This window comes from Spirosoma aerophilum (assembly GCF_054782495.1).
Genome location: NZ_BAAGSJ010000013.1, coordinates 881,851 through 901,066 on the forward strand (window position 1 = coordinate 881,851; position 19,216 = coordinate 901,066).

Here is a 19,216-nt window from a genome sequence, read left to right on the forward strand (position 1 = left end):
GCGGCTGCTTTTATTTTCCTTCTTTTAGCATTTCCACTACAAGGCTTAGTTCATTGACAGTCGATTCAGGGTCGCCGGAGTAGCCAATGGTTCGGTAGCGAATACGACCGTCGGGACCAATCACCACTTTTGTTGGAATACCCTGCACCTTATATGCATTTGCTACTTTCTGCTGACTGTCAATGGGCACCACAAAGTTGTAGGGATGCTTATCCATAAAATTATAAACCCGCTGGATAGGCCCGCCTTCGCGGGTATTGACGAACAGAAAACGGACATTTGGGTCGCTTTGAAAACGCGATTGGGCTTGTTGCATGGCCGGGAACGACGCAATGCAGGGACCACACCAGGTCGCCCAAAAATCCAGCACGATAACTTTCCCTTTAAATGCCGTTGATGAAATCGTGCGGCCCTGTAGGTCGGTAAGGGAAAAAGCCGGGGCGGGTTCATTGATGAACAGTTGCCGGAGCTCATCCCGTTTTTCGGCTCGTAAATCGGCTTCCAGATCGCTTACATATACGTCTGCTTTGGCCACGGTATTGCCGGGTTGTCTGGCATACCAATCGCGGAGGGCAGATTTTAACGCTGGTGTCGATTTGCCTGCCTGAATGGCCGATTCGGCTATTAAACGAGCTTCTGGGCCGTGGTTGGTGCGAACCGCACAGGAAAAGTATCGCTCATTCAGACGAGGTTCATTGGTAAGGGCATTTTCAGGACTCATAAATGCCTGGTACGTATTGTAGGCTTCACCAAACTTGCCTTGTTGTTCAAGGGTGCGTGCGTAGGTATTCAACAAGGCATGTTGCCTGGTTTGTTGTTCTTGCTGCCAATTGGTCAAACCTGTTTTTGGTTTAGGCTGAGTGGCAAGTACGTCCATCGCCCGCTTGATTAACTGCTCAGCTTCGGGGAGCGACCGTCGTTCATCAGCTAACTGAAAAGCCATCGTGTTGAGCATCAGTACATCTGTTTGTGATGCGGGTTGCCGCTCCACAAATGTCAGCAAGCCTTTTATGTCGTTATTTTTGAAATAGCCATCGGTCATTAAAACCGTTAAGGCAGGCAACTGCGGGGAGGTAGGAAATTCAGTCAAAAACGACTGATAAGCTGCTTTCTTGCGAGTCCAGTCTGGCTCATTTCGAATCGCCATCGCGCGATCTTTCTGTACAAATGAACCCGCAGGCTCTACTTGTTTCTGGCGTTCGCGAACGGCTTTTGCTTTGGTAAAATCCCCTAATTTTTCATAAAGCTGAGCAGCCGTCGTTAACTCGGCGGGGGTAAGGTTTGGGGCTGAGGCTAAATATGCATCAATCCCGGATTTTACTTTCGGAATATAGCCCGGCTTTTTTTGCTTGATCTGGGCGGCAAACAAGTCGGCCCAATAGCTGGTGCGTAGGGTAGGGTTTTGCGAAATTTCGTGCTCATATAAGGTGACAACCCAAGTCGGGTCGGGTCGGACGCCTGATTCGTAAATGAAGTTAGTCCGGGTAAATACAGACGCCTGTCCGCCCGTGGCATGGGGGATAATCCGGCCATTGGCATCACAGACCGGAATGACATAAAACTGTCCTTTATTGCCATCCGTGCGTTTGGGCTGGCGGCTATTTCGGAAAAGGATCATTATCCCTGCCACATCGTTCTTCGGAAGCTTCAGCTCCCCCACATAGTCAGGTCCCGAGCGTGCCAGCGTAAGACTGGCCGGTTGGCTGTGGTGCATAACATTAGGTGCTCCATATTGTACGTAACGCCCCTCAAGCGTGCTGTCGAGAGCCAAAGGTGTCGTTTGGGGGGTGTACGTAAACGACACCACTTGCCCAACCTGAGGTCGTTCCGGCGAAAAACAAAACTGTGCCTGAGTGTGCAGAGACACAAAAACAGACAAATAACAGATGAGAAATCGATAGTGCATAACGTTACTGGAAAATAGAACCGCACCAATACCTGGTCTTTGATCCGAGCCTGTAAACGTGGGCGGCAAATCTACAGAAGCATCCTGGTCGCTTGGGTTTACTGGTTTATTAAACCGGTATACCTTCTTTCTTTACAACGGGTTTCGAAACGGCCCAAAGACCCAGAAAAGTAAACAAACCATTGAGCAGTAGCCGCTCGAATCCAAACTGATAACCGCCGAACCACGCTGCTGAATTCTCATTAACGTAGTAGGTGAACAGGGGAGAGGCCAGACAAATCCAGGGTACAAAACGGTCCATAACCGGCCGTTTGTTGAAAATGCCAAAGGCATACAGCCCCAGCAGCGGCCCGTAGGTGTAACCGGCAATATCAAAAACTGCGGTAATTACTTCTTTACTATTAACCTGCCGGAATACAATGATGACGACGTAAAACAGAATCGAAAAACCAATATGAACGATCTGTTTGATACGCGCCCGCTGGGTTTCCGGTCGATTTTCTACATTCATGAAATCGACACAGAATGAGGTGGTTAACGCTGTTAAGGCCGAGTCGGCACTGGCATAGGTAGCGGCCGTGATGCCTAGCAGAAACGTGATGCCAACCAGCAGCCCCAGGTGGTTAAGGGCGAGCATTGGATACAGGTCGTCAGTGCGGGCAGGAATCTCGATGCCTTCCCGTTTTGCGTAAACGTAGAGCAATACACCCAGCGAGAGGAACATGAAATTGACGAAAACGAGCGTAACCGTAAACCAGAACATATTTTTCTGGGCTTCGCCAATGTTTTTGCAAGTCAGGTTTTTCTGCATCAGGTCCTGATCCAGACCCGTCATGACAATAGCGATAAAAGCCCCCGATATAAATTGCTTAAAGAAGTTCTTCGGGTCGTTGGCATCCCAGTAAAACACCTGCGACATTGAATTGTCCTTCACCGTGGTGACCAGCCCACTGAACGATAGGCCCAATTCCTTGGAGATCAGGACGATGGTCAGGACAACGGCCGTTACCAGAAATACAGTTTGGAGGGTGTCGGTCACGATGATCGTTTTAACACCGCCTTTAAACGTATAGACCCATATAAGGGCGATCGTAATCAGGACTGACACTTCAAAAGGAACACCAAGCGGGGTGAAAAGGGCAATCTGCAATACCCCGGCGGCAACGTATAATCGCACGGCTGAGCCAACTGTGCGGGCCAGTAAGAAAAAGCCGGCTCCTGTTTTATAGGACCAGAAGCCAAAGCGTTTTTCGAGATAGCCATAAATGGAGATCAGATTCAGCCGGTAATACAGCGGCATCAGCACGGAGCCGATCACGAAATAACCAATAATATAACCCAGAACGACCTGAAAATAAGAAAAACCGATCTTCCCAACGGCACCCGGTACCGAAATGAACGTAACCCCGGACAACGAGGTGCCAATCATGCCAAAAGCTACCAGCCACCAGGGCGACTGCCGGTTAGCTGTAAAAAAAGCATTGGTGTCGGCTCCCCGGGCGGTATAGAAAGAAACGGCAATCAGCATCCCGAAATAAGCGATCAGAATGACTAAAGCGAGGGTGGTATTCATAAACAAACAGGCAACTTTTCAGGCCGAAATGGAGTTCTATTAGAGCACGGCGAAGGCTTTTTTTAGTGCCCATTTTGCCGTAAATTTGCTAAGTAAACACCATTTTATCTCCTATGCAACCTTTTGAAGAAACCGTTGTGGACGTGCTCGACGAAGTCGTTGAAACCGACGTTCATAACCTTGTGGTCTTCAACGACGATGTCAATACGTTCGAGCATGTCATCGAAACGCTGATTGATGTTTGCGGACATACGCCCGAGCAGGCTGAGCAATGTACGCTGCTCATTCACTATAAAGGAAAATGCTCCGTTAAGAACGGGTCATGGGAAGAACTCGTGCCAATGCGCAATGAAATCTGCCGACGCGGCATCTCTGCGGAGGTACTCAATTAATAGTGAAAGAGCAAAAAAGTGAATGCGCCAAAGTGGATACGCAGGCACTTTTTTGCTCTTTCTCTCTTTCGCTCTTTAATTTAACTGAAATTGGAATACCCATCCAAACTCATAGAAGACGCGGTGAACGAGGTGTCGAAGCTGCCTGGAATCGGTAAGAAAACTGCCCTCCGGCTGGTTCTGCATCTGCTGAAACGCGATGAAGAACAAACCGAAACGCTGGCCCAGAGTTTGACGGCCATGCGGACAAACGTTAAATACTGCACCAAGTGTCATAACCTCTCGGACCACGATATTTGTACCATCTGTGCCAGCAATAAACGGGATCAGTCAATTATTTGCGTAGTTGAAGATACGCGGGATGTCCTGGCTATTGAAAATACAGCGCAATTCAAAGGGCTATATCACGTGCTGGGTGGAATTATTTCGCCGGTTGAAGGGATCGGGCCGAGCGATTTGCAGATCGACTCGCTTATAAATCGTTTGCGGGGATCGGAGAGGGAACAGGTCCGCGAAATAATTCTGGCCATAAGTCCTACCATGGAGGGAGACACAACGGCTTTTTATCTTCAGAAGAAGCTCAAGCCGTTCAACCTCAAAATTTCTACCATCGCCCGAGGCATTCCAATCGGGGGAGATCTGGAATATGCGGATGAAGTGACACTTGGCCGAAGTATTCTGAGCCGGATTGCTTACGATTAAAAATTACCAATAGCCACTCTACGTTGGGAGCTCGTAGTAACATAAAGACAGCATCTTGCTGTCAGATACAAAAAACTCGTTTCTTTGCGTCTATGACCTACCGCTCAGTGAACATTCACTCTTCTATGGTGTTTTGTTCATTGACCCCCTGGGCTGTAGACGCATTTTTATTTCCGTACTAACCAACATTCGCATGAATCGCTCCGAGTTTTTGAAATTGGCCTTTAGTGCATCAGCCGGTTTGGTAGCTGTCCGTTCGTTCGGATTTTCGCCTGCGCAGGCTGAAGGACCGTTTAAACTGGCTCCTTTGCCCTACGACGCTGGTGCGCTCGAACCACACATCGACAAGATGACGATGGAAATTCACCATGGCAAACACCATAAAGCCTACGTTGATAACCTCAACAAAGCCGTTGCTGGTACCGATATGGCTAAGATGGACATCGACGCGTTAGTGAAAAGCGTAAGCAGTTCGACGCCGGCAGCCGTTCGGAACAATGCCGGTGGCCATTGGAACCATACATTCTTCTGGAATATAATGGGTCCCAACGCGGGCGGTGCGCCCAAGGGTGCTCTGGCCGAGGCAATTAATAAGAAATATACCTCGTTCGACAACTTCAAAGCCGAGTGGGCTAAGGCCGCAACGGGTCGATTTGGGTCTGGTTGGGTGTGGTTAATCAAAAATGGCAACGATGTTGATATAATTTCAACGCCGAATCAGGATAATCCATTGATGGCACTGGCTGAGAAAAAAGGTACGCCAGTGCTGGGTCTCGACGTGTGGGAGCATGCGTATTATTTGAAATACCAAAACCGCCGTCCCGAATATGTTACCGCCTTCTGGAACGTTATTGACTGGAATAAAGCGGGTAAAAACTTCGGAGCCTAAATAGAATACCAATTTGAGGAAGGGTAGAAAGTGTAGGTTTACCACTTACGCATTCTACCCTTCTTTTTGTACTGTTTTGTTACCTCGAATGACCCAGACTGATGAACGACCAACCGGCAGATTAAGCAATCTTTCGTATTTTTGTGAAAATTGACTGTTCAATGGTAGGAGAAGAATTATATAGTGAAATTCCGTCGTTGGATCTGGCGGACTTTACCTCAGGTGACCCGGTGAAAAAGGCTCAGTTTGTTGAAAATCTGGGCCGTGCGTTTAATCAAATTGGCTTTGTCGCTATTCGTAATCATGGGTTAACGGGTGAGTTAACGAAGCGACTGTATGATTCGGCTCAGGGGTTCTTTTCATCTCCCGATTCGCTGAAACAGAAGTATGAGCGTCCGGATCTCAATGGTCAGCGAGGGTATATAGGGAAAGGAAAAGAGACGGCAAAGGGCTTTAAAGTCGCTGACTTAAAGGAGTTTTATCACATTGGTCAGCCGGAGCCCGAAGGGGAGATGCCTGCCAATGTACTGCCCGAAGAGTTTCCGGATTTTAGTGAAGCCACCCTAACGGCATACCGAACACTTGAGCAGGCTGGCAAACAACTTTTGCGGGCCATTGCTTTGTATCTTGACCTCCCCGAAAATTATTTCGATGATAAAGTTAGAAATGGGGACAGCATTCTGCGGGCGTTACACTATTTCCCGCTCGATCCGGATTCGACGCCCGATGGCGCTGTCAGAGCAGCTCCCCATGGCGATATCAACCTGATTACCTTGTTGATGGGTGCATCGGCCGATGGCCTCGAAGTACTCCGGCGCGATGGCAAGTGGATTGGAATTACGGCCTTGCCCGACCAGGTTGTCGTAAATGTTGGCGATATGCTCGACCGGTTGACCAATCACAAATTGAAGTCGACCATTCACCAGGTGGTGAATCCACCCCGCGAGAAGATGAACCAGTCTCGTTATTCTATTCCGTTTTTCATGCACCCACGCTCCGATATGGACTTGACAAGCCTGGAAAGCTGCATTGATGCTCAACACCCGAAAATATACGTCGATATGACGGCCGGTGAATTCCTTAACGAACGTCTCATCGAACTCGGTCTTAAAAAGTAGCTTTCCCTGATTGAATAGGTAGTGATTGATTGGCGTGCCCAATGTGTTGTGAACGGCAATCAATCACGCTACATGTTCCTCCTGTATGCTTCCATACCTGTCCACTGCCCAACCCGTACGCCGAATTCGCTTCATCATCTTTCTTAAAGATGTGCTAATTCTGGCGCTGACAACATTTGGCGGTCCTCAGGTACATTTGTCCATGTTTTACGATCGTCTGGTCCAGAAAAGGCGCTACCTGACCGAAGAGGAACTGCTTGAGCTGAATGCACTGGGTCAGGTTTTGCCGGGACCTACGTCCACCCAAACGATAACGGCAATTGGCTTCAAAATTGGGGGACCAAACCTTGCTTATATCACCTTGCTGGTCTGGGTTTTACCTGCGGTTAGTATCATGACAGCCGCCGGGATGGGGATTTACTACCTGGAACAACAACACTTATCCCTTCAATTCACCCGCTTTATTCAGCCGATGGCGGTGGGTTTCATGGTAGTAGCCGGATACAAAATCGGCCAGAAAGTGATCAAGAACCAGGTTAGTTTGGCCTTGGCGTTAACGGCCGCCATGGTTGCCTATGTGTTCCGGTCACCAGTGATGACTCCCATTGTTTTACTGGTGGGCGGACTTACTACGGCCCTTACCTATCAGCAGCAGGAGCGGATGACGAAAAAGCCGCTGCATGTCGAGTGGTCTAACTTTTTTCTATGGTTTGGGGTATTTATCGGGGCCGCTGTTTTAGGGGCCTACACACAGTTACTACCCGTTCGATTATTTGAAAACTTCTATCGGAACGGCAGCTTTGTTTTTGGGGGCGGCCAGGTGTTAACGCCAATGCTCTACAATGAATTTGTTGCCTTTAAACATTACCTTACCCGAGAGGAGTTTCTGTCCGGGCTGGGACTTGTTCAGGCGTTACCGGGGCCTGTTTTTGCGTTCGCTTCCTACATTGGCGCACTTTCCATGCGCGAGTCGGGTCTGAGTGGGCAGTTTTGGGGGAGCTTTATTTCGACTGCGGGCATTTTTCTGCCCGGTACATTTCTGATCTTCTTTGTGTATCGATTTTGGGAGCAGTTAAAGCGCTACCGGGTTGTACGGGCTTCTCTGGAAGGCATTAATGCCGCCAGCACGGGATTAACGGCAGCGGCTGCCATTGCCCTTTTTGAACCCATGGCCCCACACTGGCCCTCGGTGGTCGTCATCGTGTTAACCATTGGTGCCCTTTTATATAGCAAGATTCCACCCTATTTATTGATCATTATAGGTTTGGTGGCCGGAGCGGTATTGTGAATCGATCATTCAGGATTAATCTTGTGTAAAATTTGCTTTTTCAAGGCATCATTTAGTAAAACAGATTGAATCCGATTGTCAAACCCCATCGTACCAAAATGACCCTAAAAGCCACACCTGCCTATTTATCACAAGCTGGCAAGCGGCCTGTTGTTACATTTAACGGCGCCGAAATCTCGCTGGTTGCAACCCGCGAACAGACGGGCGAACTCATCGAAGTAGTCGAAATCCTGGCGCCCGCCGGATTTAAGCTGCCACCCCACAGGCACACAAAAACGCATAAAAGCTTTTACGTGATCCAGGGCGAGATACGGGTGTCGTTTGGGGATAAGACCTATCACATGAAGGAAGGCGATTTTGCCCACATTCCTGTGGGTGTGGACCATCAGATCGAATATGTGGCAACATCCACAAAAACGCTGTACTTCTCGGGAGCAGGTGCGTTAACGTCCGTATTTTCGGCACTCTCTAACCAGGAAAACGCCGGAGACGGACATCTGTATACTTTTTCCGATGCCGTTGATTTTCAATTAGCGCCTGATTTTGTGCCCGCGAAGACCGTTGACGTGGCCATAAAATCAGAACGTCCCGATGGGATCCTGCCCTATGTGATTGTAAAAGGTGGTGGGGAGCATATGATCGTAGAGGACCAGCTGCAAACATTTCTGGTACGCCAAAACAATACCGGGGGGCAGTACCTGATCGTTCTGACCGAAGGACCCAAAGGAAACGCGATCATCCAGCATTACCATAAGCTGCATACCGAATGTTTCTATTCCCTGGAAGGGGATATGAGTATGTGGAATGAAGGACAGATAACGCCGTTGACACCAGGCGATTTTTTACATGTGCCCGCTTTCACAAAGCATTCATACAGGCTGGACAGTCCATATACCAAGTTTATCGGGATTTTAAGCCCCGGTATTTTTGAGCCTTTTTTTGATGCCTTATGCACGCCCTACCCGGAGCAAACCCTCCCCGAGAAACCAGGTCCTGCCCGTATCGATCGGGTATTGAAAAATTACGATAAACTGGACCTTTACTTTGTATCGCCCCCTCCCGATAAATCCATGAATCCTGTTCAGGCAACCATGGTTCGCTTCTCCTTCTGGCTGGCCGGAAAACTAACCGGTAAAAAGTAAACGATGTTTTGGTCAAATTATGGACAGTCAGACGTACATATTGCATAAAGATATTCCTTACCTCCCGGGTGGTCATGAACGCCAGTGTCTGGATTTATATTTGCCGCTGGCTGGCCGTCAGTTTCCGTTGATTATCTGGTTCCATGGGGGAGGTTTTCAGCGGGGAACAAAAGAACCCAGTGAACGAAATCAGGTTCCGCTTGACTACATTGCGAACGGCTTTGCCGTAGCGGCAGTAGGATACCGATTAAGTCCTGAGACCCTATTTCCGGGCGCTGTCCATGATGCCAAAGCCGCTGTGAGCTGGCTTCGACAGCATGCCGGTGAGTACCACCTGGATTCGGAAAAATTTGTGGCTTGGGGACATTCGGCGGGTGGGTACTTGAGCGCCATGGTTGGCCTGACCGGCTGGTGTGAACAGTTGTTGGGGGTACCATATACACCGTTCCTATCGAAGGTAGCAGCCGTTATCGATGAATCCGGTCCTATCAATTTTTTGACGATGGATGAGCAGCGACTGTCCGACGGTTTAGCTCATAACATACCTGATTCCGCTGAGTCTGTATTTATGGGAAGTCCAATTCAGCAGATACCGGAAAGGGTGAGAATGGCCAATCCACTTCACTATCTGAACGCCGACTATGTGCCTCGGTTTCTCGTTTTTCATGGAGATCAAGATAAACACGTTCCCTATCAGCAAAGTATTGAGCTTGTCAATGCCTTAACACAAAGCGGAGCCGATGTTGCGTGGCATCAACTGAGCGGTGTCGGACATTTTGATATAGATCGGCATGAAACTAAACCGCTGATTGAAGCCTTTCTAGCCGATCGAACCCATTAATTTTTTTAAACTTTAAGATGAATTACAGACGTTTAAGTATTCTGTCAGACAGTGAGTTACTTGTTTCTGGGCGACTAAAAAAGTGTGCGTTTGCTCTGATTCTCCTGACGATTTTTGCGGTTGGTTGCCAACAAACGGACCGCCCCTGTACAGAACCTGTTGTTACGATCAAAGCACCCGAAACAGAGGTTTTAGCCTTGAAACAGTATATCGACTCGAATCATATTGCGGCCAAAGCTGATGACCGCGGGTTCTTTTACACCATAGATGCCCCCGGCGCGGGCGTAAAGCCAACGGCCTGTTCCAACGTGACGGTTAATTACACGGGTAAGCTGACCAATGGGAAAACCTTTGATAGTGCTTCGGGCATCAGTTTTGGATTGAATCAGCTCATTTTAGGCTGGCAGGAGGGTATACCCTTGGTGGCACCCGGTGGCAGTATTACGCTCTATCTGCCTCCCAGTCTGGCGTATGGTTCGCAGGATCAGAATGAAATACCGGGAAATTCAATTCTGGTGTTCAAGATTGATTTGGTTAAGATTAATTGAAAATTTTGTCGTGATTTTTTTTACGCGGAGATCGCAACAGGCCTACCTGATCAGGTTTGCCCGTCGCGATCTTCGCGTTTCTGGTTGTTGTTAAAAAATTACATCCACTCCCAGGCGCTTTGGTAAGCGTTGAGTTTTTCGGCGTAGGTGATGAAGTCGGCATAAAAGGGCAGACCTGCCAGTGTCGCGCTATCGCCGACAACGACTAACTTCTTGCGGGCCCTGGTCATGGCCACGTTCATCCGGCGCACATCCGATAAGAAGCCAATGTCTCCCTGGTCGTTGCTGCGGGTCATGGAGATGTAGACAATGTCACGCTCCTGCCCCTGAAAGCTATCGATCGTATTTACCGCAATGTTATTTCGGTAGGGTTGCAGCTCCGGGCTGTGATGAAGTTGTTCCGTCAGTATGTTGAGCTGCTGTTTATAAGGCGAAATGACGGCAACACTCGGGAAATTCTCCGGGCTGTAGTAAGGGGCCAGTTCGGTAACTACGTGCGTTAGGTGTTTCATCAACAGAGCGGCTTCTTCGGGGTTCGTGGAACTGGTTCCTTCCAGCTTTTCATCAAATCCGCAACCGGCTGTGTCAATAAATAACAGCGAGCTATCGCCCGAAAAAAGCGAATGGGAAGCTACAGATGCATGCGCCCGCAACCGGTTTTCGTAAAAAACCTGCGATGAGTACCCCATAATGTTCTCGTGCATCCGATACTGTTCCTCCAGCAGGGTGACCGCTTCCGGGTGGAGGGCCACGCACTTTTCAAGCAGCGTAATGCTCAGGCCTTTTCGAGCCGCTTCATTCGATTTTATGGTGGGTGATAACTGGCAATGATCACCCGCAAGAACCAGCTTTTGACCTTTCAGGATTGGTATCCAGCAGGCAGGCTCCAATGCCTGGCCAGCCTCGTCGATGACAACGGTTTGGAACGCCAGATTACGAATCATGTACTGATTGGAACCAACCAGGGTGGCCGTGATGACCTGGGCTTTGGCAATGAGATCGTCAATGATGTATTGTTCCGTATTGCCAACATCTTTCATCATGCGGTGAGCCTCGTCGAATAGCGCTTTTCGCTGGTCACGCTCGGCCTTCCCAAAACTTCGCTTGTACTTATGAGCCATGTTCTTGAACTCATTGGCCTGCTTCTTTAGCTTCTTTGCCTCTTTCATAAGGCTGTGTTCCGCCATCTTATGATCGAGCGTGAGGGCCATGAGTCGATCTGAAATCCGGGCTGGATTACCAACGCGAAGAACATTTAAGCCTTCTTCATGCAACTTCTCACTCAACAGGTCGACAGCCGTGTTGCTGGGGGCAACTACCAGAATTTTTTTGTGATCCTGTTTGTGAAGTGCCTTTATTGCCTGAACCAGCGTAGTAGTCTTACCGGTGCCGGGCGGGCCGTGAACAATGGCCAACTCGTTCGCAACCAGAATTTTTTCAACGGCCCGTTGCTGACTTTCATTCAAACGAGGAATAGAAAGGGAGGGAGTATCAGGATGAAAAGTAGGGGAAGCCTTGCCGGTCAGCATGTTCACCAGCCGATTTTTACCCTCTTCACCGAGTGTATTGGCCGTTTTGAGGGCGTCCTGCATCTCATCGTAACTCTTATCATCGAATAACATTTCGACGCCAAGCTTCCCATCGCGCGACCATTCCGGCAATTCGTCCGTCAGTAAGGTAATCTTAAGTCGGTTTCCGCTCTGGTACGAAATAGTGCCTTCTACCCGGTCCGTTTTTGGGTCATGATTGCTGAAAAACAGGGCGGGCATACCCGTTCGCAGCTGGTGGGAAATATCCTGATGGGTAGTTCGTTCAACGTCAACCGTAACATAGTCGCCCCGGCTCATTTCGGAACCCCGAATGGCAATTGGATACCAGGTAAGGCCGTTGGCACGGCGTTCGGCAATGGAAGTCGTTTCGGTGAGTCGTCGGTATTGATTGCGGTCTTCTTCTCGTTCTGTTTTTAGTAAGTCGAGTAGATTTTTAAAATAATCCATGCACAAAGGTAGCCAATTCATCAGGCTACCTGACTTGAATAAAGGCTGTTAATTTGGCTCTTGTATCGATCACGGATAACTTTTCGCTTCAGCTTTAGTGTTGGGGTCATTTCACCTTTTTCAACGGTCCATTCGGCAGGTAGCAGGGCAAATTTCTTTACTTGCTCCACATGGTTGAAAAATTGGTTGTACTCGTCAATTTCTTTAGTAAACAAGGCCAATATGGCTGGTTCTGAAAGAATGGACTCATTTCCAGGGTATGATTTACCCTGGTGTGTATACCACTCGTTCAATGCCTGAAATGCCGGAACGATCAGGGCACCAACAAATTTTTCCCCTTCCCCAACTACCATGATCTGCTCGATCCATCGGCTTTCGACCATCTTATTTTCGATCGGTTGAGGGGCCACGTATTTCCCGCCACTGGTTTTGAAAAGCTCTTTTTTACGATCGGTTATCTTCAGGAATCTACTTTCAACCAGGGTGCCGATATCGCCCGTATGCAGCCAGCCGTCAATGATGGTTTCGGCCGTTAGGTCGGGTCGTTTATAATAACCCATCATAACGTTCGGGCCTTTACAAAGTATTTCGCCGTCTTCGGCAAATGACACCTCCACGTCTTTAAGAAGCGGTCCAACCGTGCCAAACCTTCGATTTTGATAGCTATGTCGGTTGCCGCTGATAATGGGCGACGTTTCGGTAAGGCCATAGCCTTCCATTACCACGATTTGGGCCGCTCCAAAAATTTTCAAAAGTCTAATCTGACAGGCAGCAGCACCCGTAATGATGGCGCTAATTTGCCCGCCCAGCGCTTCGCGCCATTTGCTGAAAACAAGTCGATTGGCAAGACCCAACTGAAGACGGTAACCCAGTGACTGGGGGGCGTTAAGTTCATAAGCTTCTCCCAGTTTAAGGGCCCAGAAAAAAAGGCGTCGTTTAATTCCCTTTAGTTCGGCACCTTTCGCCATGATACCTTCGTAAACTTTTTCGAGCAAACGGGGAACTGTGGTAAAGAGCGTGGGGTGAACCTCCCGCAGATTGTCGCCGATCGTGTCCATGCTTTCGGCGTAGTAGATGGACGCTCCACAATAAAAATAGCAGTAAGTGGCCATGCGCTCGAAGGCATGGTTCAGGGGAAGAAAACTTAGGGCTTTCTTTCCCTGAATACCGATTTCCTTAAGCAGGAGCGAACTGCTGAACACATTACTCAGCAAGTTCCGATGCGACAGCATAACGCCCTTAGGTGTTCCGGTTGTACCGGACGTATATAAAATGGTCGCCAGATCAGAAGGTACGATTGACCGCCGTTGTCTACCGAGATTAGCATCTGCATCAGGGGTCAGTTCGACCAGCAACTCCCGCCAGTGCCGGAAGGTGTTAACCTGATCAAAGGTAAAAATAGCGTTCAGTTCGGGAAGCGAAGGCTGAAGGGCGGCTACTTTGTGAGCCAGTTTTTCATCGCCAATAAAGAGTACCTTAACGGCCGCATCCTCTAAAATAAATTGAAGTTCTGCCGGATTAATGGTTGGGTAAATGGGCACAGAAACCGCACCAACCTGCTGAATGGCCATGTCGACCAGCATCCACTCAGGACGATTGGCGCTTAAGATGGCAATTTTATCCCGGCCTTCCGGGGTTCGGTCACCAGCGTGTATGCCCAACTCAAGAAGCCCGGCACTCAACTGGTTTACCAGTTTGCTCACTTCCGGGGTGCTATATGTTCGCCATTGGCCAGCTTCTTTGGCGCAAAGCATGTCATCTAGCGGGAAGTTCTCCAATTGAAAGGTAAGGCACTCAAATAACAACGTTGGTTCGTTCATCGAAACCCGGATTTATGCTTCGTTTCCAGTAATAACGATTTTCGGGTGAAGAATGATTTACACAGCTACGAATCCACGAACCCATGTTTTGTGACTATCTGACGCTCTAGCAATTAGCGGCATACAAAGGGAACGAAGCCAGCTGGGGCCGGAGCCGTTTGGTTTGCCGACGGGAGATTGTGAGTTGGCGGTCTTTAGTCAATTGAACGAAGGGTGAGATCGTAAAACGTGTTTTGTAGGCAACGATATGCGCTGGATTAACCAGGGTGCCTTTGTGAATGCGCAGGAAACTGGGTAGCCGCTCCGATAATCGTTTCAATGTGATGGCTACAACCATCGGTTTCGAACCAACCAGGTGAACGGTCGTATAATTTCCCATTGCTTCCAGGTATTCGATGGAGGCTACTGGAACGGATCGCTTTGTGGTAAAGTGGGGAAGAAGTAATGTTTCCATAGGGCGTGATTGACTGAATAGAAAGTTTAGCGAATTATTGTGCTTCAGGTGCTTACAAAACTAGCGTACTATCATCTCAGGCAATTGTCCGTTCGTATGAACCGTAATAAAAGAAGGGTGAATCGTTTTAAATTGTCGATAAACTGGAGTGCGTATTCAGCCAGTAGAGTCAGAGCAGATAATAATTGAAAAAGAATTCGACCAATTAACGGGAGAATTCCAACGAAAGCGCAAGAATTGGGGTCCTGTTTGTGGTAGCCTGATCTGTTATGAAGCTTTTTATTATTTCAGTTGTATTTGCCCTTACACTATCAACCTGTCGATCGAAACCTGACATAATTCCCAATACAATCTGGTCGTCGGGATGCATCGAGTTGCGGCCGGAGCAGGGTCTTTATCAGTTGGATGGTATGTGCTGCGCGTATGTACTGATGCCACCCGTCGACTTAAGCATAAGCCATTCAATGGCTGTACCGGGAAGTTATCATTCCTTCACCGGTGCTGGTTTTGATAGTACGGCAATAGAGGTCTTCTTACAGGTTTCCACGAACCCTCAAAGGGTATTTCTTAGCTATACCCTTCCTAATCAGTTTACTGCTCAGAACTGGGTGCTGGCTCCGGGACCGGCAAAATTAGCCTGCCAGTGCGGGTGTGACTGAGTCCGATAGTAGTAGAATGTACCTGTAAACAGCTTCCCATTTAAGTGATTATCTATTAGACAAATGAGGTCATAATTAAACATTAAAGGAACACCTGTTCTCCTTTGCTGACTCAAAATAAGTGAATGGTTATTTTTCGGTTAACCAATTATAGGTATGAAAATAGGTGTGTTTTGGGTAGTTATTTTTATGAGTCAGGCAACTCATCTATTAGCTCAGGACAACCCGTACTACCGGTTGAAAAGCGGAACCGATCTTGCCAAGTCATTACCTGCCAAAGAAAGGTATCAGTATCCTGCCTTTTTGCCCGGTAAACTCTATTTTAAAAATGGTAGTTTCTCACAGGGTGTATTTAATTACAGCAGACTGCTGGGAGAAATGCATTTTATAGACGGGAGAGGTGATACACTCGCACTTACAAAAGACCCAGCTATTCAATTCGTAAGTTTGGGGCAGGATACGTTTTATTTTGACTTTCCTAAAACATTCTGGCGTATCATAATCGAATTTCCGACGGTCAAACTGGTTTCTAAAGAATTGCTGGTGGTAATTGACACCGAAAAACAGGGAGGTTATGAACAATCGACAGGGACTTCAGCCATCCGTAACACATCGTACGTAAATAATGGCAATGGTTCGCTGGCCAGGTTAAATGTTCAGTCAGATATTCTTTTAGCTAAAAAAGAGGCCTTCAGTATTTTAGACCAGAATAATCGATTTTATGTACCTAAGCAGAGCGTGTTTTTGAATTTGTTTCCAGAAAAAAAGCTGGAGATAAAAAAATACATTCAGGAAAATTCAATCAATTTCAACGTACTTCCCGACTTACAGAAACTTCTCAGCTTTTGCAGTGAGATGCCCTGATATTGTGTTGACTCTCTGATCACTTTTTACAGATGTTACCGGTATTATGAGGTAGCAAACGTCTGACTGCTATACGAACAACGCTATGGCTCATTTACATACCCAGAGAGCAAGCTATGCTTATTTATTAACCCTTTTCCAACACTCTGCATTTTATTGGGTTTTATGCCTGGTGGGAGTACTGACTACTCTAAACAAGGCAAAATAAATAGTATGACGATCGAACTGTATTCAAGTCCCCAGGTTGCTGAAGAAGCGGAGGTACCAGAAGCGCCTGTTTCAAACTTAAACGGAGAATTGCCTGATGCGGAACCAGCGTTGGATCTGGGCGATCTACTCGGCACTTTTGACTCCCGTGAAGAAGCCATCGAATTCTTGACAAATCAGGCCAAAGAACAGCGCCAGGTCGTCATTGACAGCCAGAGTGCCCCTTTCAGTGATTACACACATATCGAATGGTTGAGCCTTATCCTTTCAAAGGATGGACAGGAAAACCAGAAAAAAAGCTACTATCTGGTAACGGATGAAGGGTATTAGATCACTTGAAATGGCCTAAGCTAAACGTACCAGATTCCTTCTGAGATCAACGTAGTATGTCCCCCTACATTGATCTCAAAGCGATCATTCTCCAGGGTGCCGTTTAGATGTATATAGGACCTACGGCCAAGCTGAAATCCCTGTTCGACAATGGCTTCAATAGGGTTGTTTTGGTATTTTAGAAGGTAAGCCAGTAAACACCCATTGGCACTTCCCGTCGCTACATCTTCAGCTAATTTATTGTTCTCGATAAGCAGCATTCTGGCGTTGAATGCATGATCGGGTTCGTACGCTTCATTGGTAAAGAAGAATAGAGAAGTGGAATGCCCGGTCTGGCTGTTTGTTCTATATTTATTCCGAGCCAGTAAAAACGATTTTAAAGATTCATAGGTTAGTTGAAGGGTATCTATTGCCGCCCTGCTTTTCAGCGGGATAATGATATAAGGAAGGCCGGTACTGACTTCCTGAATTGGCAAATCGTCGACCAGATCATCCATCGGTATCAATAACTCATTAGCTATTTCTGCTTTTGTAAATGTAGCGTTAAACGTTGGTTGAGTCTGACGCATATATAGGAGGCTTTCTTCCAGATTGCCAGGCTCCAGAATGGAGATGTCGATATCTGAATGTGCCAGGGCAAGCGTTAATTTCTCAGGAGCTTGAGGTAGGATAAATTTTGCAATAATATAGCTTGTACCCAGCGAAGGGTGGCCCGCAAAGGGGACCTCGTGCTCCGGGGTAAATATCCGTACGGGAAAGCGTAGTTTACTGCCGTGCCCTTTAATAAATGTTGTTTCGGCAAAGTTTATTTCCAGCGCAATTTGCTGCATTTGATCGTCAGATAGTTCATCATTCAAATCCAGAAAAACAGCTAGTTGATTTCCTTCATATCTGTTTTTTGCAAAAACATCAACAATGTAAAATTTTATTGATTTCATATATCTTTTGATGGATTTTACAAATTGGTTGTGTCAGAGTTTAAACGTTTGTACTACTAAAAAAAAGTGCCCTCCTGGAGTCGAATACGGGAGGGCACTTTTGCAATTCATAAACCTGTTTTACAACTCGTCAGACAAAAACTTTCGGATCGTCTGATGAGGACGAAGTGGCGCTTTGCCGTTCACGTTATTGTTTGGGGGCGTTCCGTTTGAGCGGGCTTCATTAGAACGGTTACGATTGCTATTTTGGAGTGCGAGCATTTCTTTACGGAGTTGCCGCTGTTCTTCATCACTCAACACAGTGCGTGTTGCTTCTCCCTGGCCGTATCCGTCATTGAAGTTACTGATGCGGCTATCCGTTTGTGCTAATTTCAGCTCAGCCAGTAGTTCATTAAGTTCCGCCGTTATCGTTTGGCGCTGCTCTTTCAACTCACCCAGGTCGGGTATTAAATCGATGTTGTGTTGCAGCACGTTTTGCTGGGTCCGCTGTTGAGCGAGTTCAGCTTCAACCGGAGCAATTTCTTTGTCAAGGCGCTTTAACCGACGGCGTAATTTCCAGAGCTTTATATCCGCCTGTAACCACCGGAACCAGAAAGCCGAAATGACGGGTAGCGCAATACCCAGGCATACCGCACCCGCCAGTGCAAACAAAATGCCACTCAAAACAAACGACAAAAGTGCCCACGGACTATTGACCAGCGCCAGATTTAATTCACTGGATTCACTTAGCTGCTTTTCTATTTTGTTGATGGTGGATGCACTCAGCGCCTGGTTTGTAGCTGTCGGGTCGGTATTTAGCTGAAGTTGCCGAACAGACTTGTTAATGGCTGACTTTAGCTGGTCGGTTCGGTAGGCCTCATAGCGAAACCAGCCTAATACGGCAAGTGTCAGTACGGCAAATACCGCCAGGGCCATTTTAAACCGCCCGTATTTCTGTCCGTTTTTTTCGGGATCTTCCTGGTAGGGTTTTTCAATCAGCCGGTCATATACGGGTTTCAACAATATCGACACCATCGCCAGACCGACCGCAAATGCCCAGGCTTCGTTGGTATCACGAATATTCAGCGCATACGCCACGATTTCGTGCGAAATAATCAGATCACCCGCCAAAAATGAGATACCTGCCACCAGAAACAACAGGCCGGCAAAGAGAGAATAATCCGGAGATGCTTTGGCACGGCGTTCGCGCAGGCTGGACCGATCTGACTCAATTACCTGCCGGTCGCTTTCCAACTGCCCGAGCCGCCTGGCCAGTCGATCGACCTGGAGAGTATGATTTTGCAGGTTGGCAAACGACGTTCTGTTGGCTTCTGTTGCCTCGGCAAGTTGCTGATTAACGGTCGTTATATCGACACGTTTTTCCTCGATACGTTCTGATAGCCAGTCGGTGTTGATCTGACTCGATAAATATCCTTCGTATGTTTCCCGGTTAACGCCTTCAACACCGCTGGTGTAGCCATGCTGAAAGTCCTGGTTGTTTGTTGGCTCCATAATCAGTGATTACTGGTGAATATTGAATATGATGAACGTGACAGGCCGAGTCTATGA

Annotated in this window: 18 protein-coding genes; 11 read left to right on the plus strand and 7 right to left on the minus strand. The window is 47.7% G+C overall.

Annotation, left to right across the window (positions count from 1 at the left end; translation table 11 throughout):
• Positions 1 to 10 precede the first annotated feature (10 nt).
• Both ACYVK4_RS15135 and ACYVK4_RS15140 read right to left on the minus strand, forming a co-directional pair.
• A complete protein-coding gene (locus tag ACYVK4_RS15135) occupies positions 11 to 1,906 on the minus strand; it encodes a redoxin family protein (protein WP_461128359.1) in 1,896 nt (631 codons plus the stop codon).
• 109 nt (positions 1,907 to 2,015) lie between these two features.
• Positions 2,016 to 3,479, minus strand: coding sequence for a sodium:solute symporter (locus ACYVK4_RS15140; RefSeq protein WP_461128360.1), 1,464 nt, complete (start codon positions 3,477 to 3,479; stop codon positions 2,016 to 2,018).
• Positions 3,480 to 3,592: 113 nt separating this feature from the next.
• On the opposite strand from ACYVK4_RS15140, the gene ACYVK4_RS15145 reads away from it, so the two are divergent.
• The 8 genes from ACYVK4_RS15145 (at position 3,593) to ACYVK4_RS15180 (ending at position 10,399) form a co-directional block, all read left to right on the plus strand.
• The gene (locus tag ACYVK4_RS15145) at positions 3,593 to 3,871 is read left to right on the plus strand and encodes an ATP-dependent Clp protease adaptor ClpS (protein ID WP_461128361.1); all 279 of its coding nucleotides are present in this window, start codon (positions 3,593 to 3,595) and stop codon (positions 3,869 to 3,871) included.
• A gap of 90 nt (positions 3,872 to 3,961) precedes the next feature.
• On the plus strand, positions 3,962 to 4,573 hold the full coding sequence (recR, locus tag ACYVK4_RS15150; protein ID WP_461128362.1) for a recombination mediator RecR: 612 nt from the start codon (positions 3,962 to 3,964) through the stop codon (positions 4,571 to 4,573).
• A gap of 193 nt (positions 4,574 to 4,766) precedes the next feature.
• Complete coding sequence (locus ACYVK4_RS15155; protein WP_461128363.1) at positions 4,767 to 5,462, plus strand: superoxide dismutase; 696 nt, start codon at positions 4,767 to 4,769, stop codon at positions 5,460 to 5,462.
• Between the two features lie 161 nt (positions 5,463 to 5,623).
• Positions 5,624 to 6,580 (plus strand): isopenicillin N synthase family dioxygenase, encoded by a 957-nt coding sequence (locus ACYVK4_RS15160; protein WP_461128364.1) that lies wholly within the window; start codon positions 5,624 to 5,626, stop codon positions 6,578 to 6,580.
• 85 nt (positions 6,581 to 6,665) lie between these two features.
• Positions 6,666 to 7,868 (plus strand): chromate efflux transporter, encoded by a 1,203-nt coding sequence (gene chrA / locus ACYVK4_RS15165; protein WP_461128365.1) that lies wholly within the window; start codon positions 6,666 to 6,668, stop codon positions 7,866 to 7,868.
• A gap of 98 nt (positions 7,869 to 7,966) precedes the next feature.
• Complete coding sequence (locus tag ACYVK4_RS15170) at positions 7,967 to 9,010, plus strand: cupin domain-containing protein (protein ID WP_461128366.1); 1,044 nt, start codon at positions 7,967 to 7,969, stop codon at positions 9,008 to 9,010.
• Between the two features lie 19 nt (positions 9,011 to 9,029).
• Positions 9,030 to 9,851 (plus strand): alpha/beta hydrolase fold domain-containing protein, encoded by an 822-nt coding sequence (locus ACYVK4_RS15175; protein WP_461128367.1) that lies wholly within the window; start codon positions 9,030 to 9,032, stop codon positions 9,849 to 9,851.
• 17 nt (positions 9,852 to 9,868) lie between these two features.
• Positions 9,869 to 10,399, plus strand: a complete 531-nt coding sequence (locus ACYVK4_RS15180; RefSeq protein WP_461128368.1) for an FKBP-type peptidyl-prolyl cis-trans isomerase — start codon at positions 9,869 to 9,871, stop codon at positions 10,397 to 10,399.
• Between the two features lie 98 nt (positions 10,400 to 10,497).
• Here ACYVK4_RS15180 and ACYVK4_RS15185 read toward each other — a convergent pair whose 3' ends face one another.
• From ACYVK4_RS15185 to ACYVK4_RS15195, 3 genes are all read right to left on the minus strand, one after another.
• Positions 10,498 to 12,396, minus strand: coding sequence for an IGHMBP2 family helicase (locus tag ACYVK4_RS15185; protein ID WP_461128369.1), 1,899 nt, complete (start codon positions 12,394 to 12,396; stop codon positions 10,498 to 10,500).
• Between the two features lie 20 nt (positions 12,397 to 12,416).
• The gene (locus tag ACYVK4_RS15190; protein WP_461128370.1) at positions 12,417 to 14,216 is read right to left on the minus strand and encodes an AMP-dependent synthetase/ligase; all 1,800 of its coding nucleotides are present in this window, start codon (positions 14,214 to 14,216) and stop codon (positions 12,417 to 12,419) included.
• Positions 14,217 to 14,322: 106 nt separating this feature from the next.
• Positions 14,323 to 14,670, minus strand: a complete 348-nt coding sequence (locus tag ACYVK4_RS15195; protein WP_461128371.1) for a LytR/AlgR family response regulator transcription factor — start codon at positions 14,668 to 14,670, stop codon at positions 14,323 to 14,325.
• A 269-nt stretch (positions 14,671 to 14,939) separates the two neighbouring features.
• Here ACYVK4_RS15195 and ACYVK4_RS15200 point away from each other — a divergent pair, with 269 nt between their 5' ends.
• The 3 genes from ACYVK4_RS15200 (at position 14,940) to ACYVK4_RS15210 (ending at position 16,730) form a co-directional block, all read left to right on the plus strand.
• Entirely contained in the window at positions 14,940 to 15,329 is a 390-nt protein-coding gene (locus ACYVK4_RS15200) for a hypothetical protein (protein WP_461128372.1), read from the plus strand.
• A 156-nt stretch (positions 15,330 to 15,485) separates the two neighbouring features.
• Entirely contained in the window at positions 15,486 to 16,193 is a 708-nt protein-coding gene (locus ACYVK4_RS15205; protein ID WP_461128373.1) for a hypothetical protein, read from the plus strand.
• 213 nt (positions 16,194 to 16,406) lie between these two features.
• Complete coding sequence (locus ACYVK4_RS15210) at positions 16,407 to 16,730, plus strand: hypothetical protein (RefSeq protein ID WP_461128374.1); 324 nt, start codon at positions 16,407 to 16,409, stop codon at positions 16,728 to 16,730.
• Positions 16,731 to 16,750: 20 nt separating this feature from the next.
• Here the strand turns inward: ACYVK4_RS15210 and ACYVK4_RS15215 are convergent, their stop codons facing one another.
• Both ACYVK4_RS15215 and ACYVK4_RS15220 read right to left on the minus strand, forming a co-directional pair.
• The gene (locus ACYVK4_RS15215) at positions 16,751 to 17,668 is read right to left on the minus strand and encodes a PhzF family phenazine biosynthesis protein (protein ID WP_461128375.1); all 918 of its coding nucleotides are present in this window, start codon (positions 17,666 to 17,668) and stop codon (positions 16,751 to 16,753) included.
• A 120-nt stretch (positions 17,669 to 17,788) separates the two neighbouring features.
• Complete coding sequence (locus tag ACYVK4_RS15220; protein ID WP_461128376.1) at positions 17,789 to 19,159, minus strand: LapA family protein; 1,371 nt, start codon at positions 19,157 to 19,159, stop codon at positions 17,789 to 17,791.
• Between the last annotated feature and the right edge of the window lie 57 nt (positions 19,160 to 19,216).

Bases quoted from the DNA above. Each gene is read 5' to 3' on its own strand.
- chrA (WP_461128365.1), top strand. From the start codon at position 6,666: ATGCTTCCATACCTGTCCACTGCCCAACCCGTACGCCGAATTCGCTTC.
- ACYVK4_RS15190 (WP_461128370.1), bottom strand. From the start codon at position 14,216: ATGAACGAACCAACGTTGTTATTTGAGTGCCTTACCTTTCAATTGGAG.
- ACYVK4_RS15140 (WP_461128360.1), bottom strand. From the start codon at position 3,479: ATGAATACCACCCTCGCTTTAGTCATTCTGATCGCTTATTTCGGGATG.
- ACYVK4_RS15155 (WP_461128363.1), top strand. From the start codon at position 4,767: ATGAATCGCTCCGAGTTTTTGAAATTGGCCTTTAGTGCATCAGCCGGT.
- ACYVK4_RS15145 (WP_461128361.1), top strand. From the start codon at position 3,593: ATGCAACCTTTTGAAGAAACCGTTGTGGACGTGCTCGACGAAGTCGTT.
- ACYVK4_RS15220 (WP_461128376.1), bottom strand. From the start codon at position 19,159: ATGGAGCCAACAAACAACCAGGACTTTCAGCATGGCTACACCAGCGGT.
- ACYVK4_RS15160 (WP_461128364.1), top strand. From the start codon at position 5,624: ATGGTAGGAGAAGAATTATATAGTGAAATTCCGTCGTTGGATCTGGCG.
- ACYVK4_RS15210 (WP_461128374.1), top strand. From the start codon at position 16,407: ATGACGATCGAACTGTATTCAAGTCCCCAGGTTGCTGAAGAAGCGGAG.
- ACYVK4_RS15170 (WP_461128366.1), top strand. From the start codon at position 7,967: ATGACCCTAAAAGCCACACCTGCCTATTTATCACAAGCTGGCAAGCGG.
- ACYVK4_RS15195 (WP_461128371.1), bottom strand. From the start codon at position 14,670: ATGGAAACATTACTTCTTCCCCACTTTACCACAAAGCGATCCGTTCCA.
- ACYVK4_RS15185 (WP_461128369.1), bottom strand. From the start codon at position 12,396: ATGGATTATTTTAAAAATCTACTCGACTTACTAAAAACAGAACGAGAA.
- ACYVK4_RS15175 (WP_461128367.1), top strand. From the start codon at position 9,030: ATGGACAGTCAGACGTACATATTGCATAAAGATATTCCTTACCTCCCG.
- ACYVK4_RS15135 (WP_461128359.1), bottom strand. From the start codon at position 1,906: ATGCACTATCGATTTCTCATCTGTTATTTGTCTGTTTTTGTGTCTCTG.
- ACYVK4_RS15200 (WP_461128372.1), top strand. From the start codon at position 14,940: ATGAAGCTTTTTATTATTTCAGTTGTATTTGCCCTTACACTATCAACC.
- ACYVK4_RS15215 (WP_461128375.1), bottom strand. From the start codon at position 17,668: ATGAAATCAATAAAATTTTACATTGTTGATGTTTTTGCAAAAAACAGA.
- ACYVK4_RS15180 (WP_461128368.1), top strand. From the start codon at position 9,869: ATGAATTACAGACGTTTAAGTATTCTGTCAGACAGTGAGTTACTTGTT.
- ACYVK4_RS15205 (WP_461128373.1), top strand. From the start codon at position 15,486: ATGAAAATAGGTGTGTTTTGGGTAGTTATTTTTATGAGTCAGGCAACT.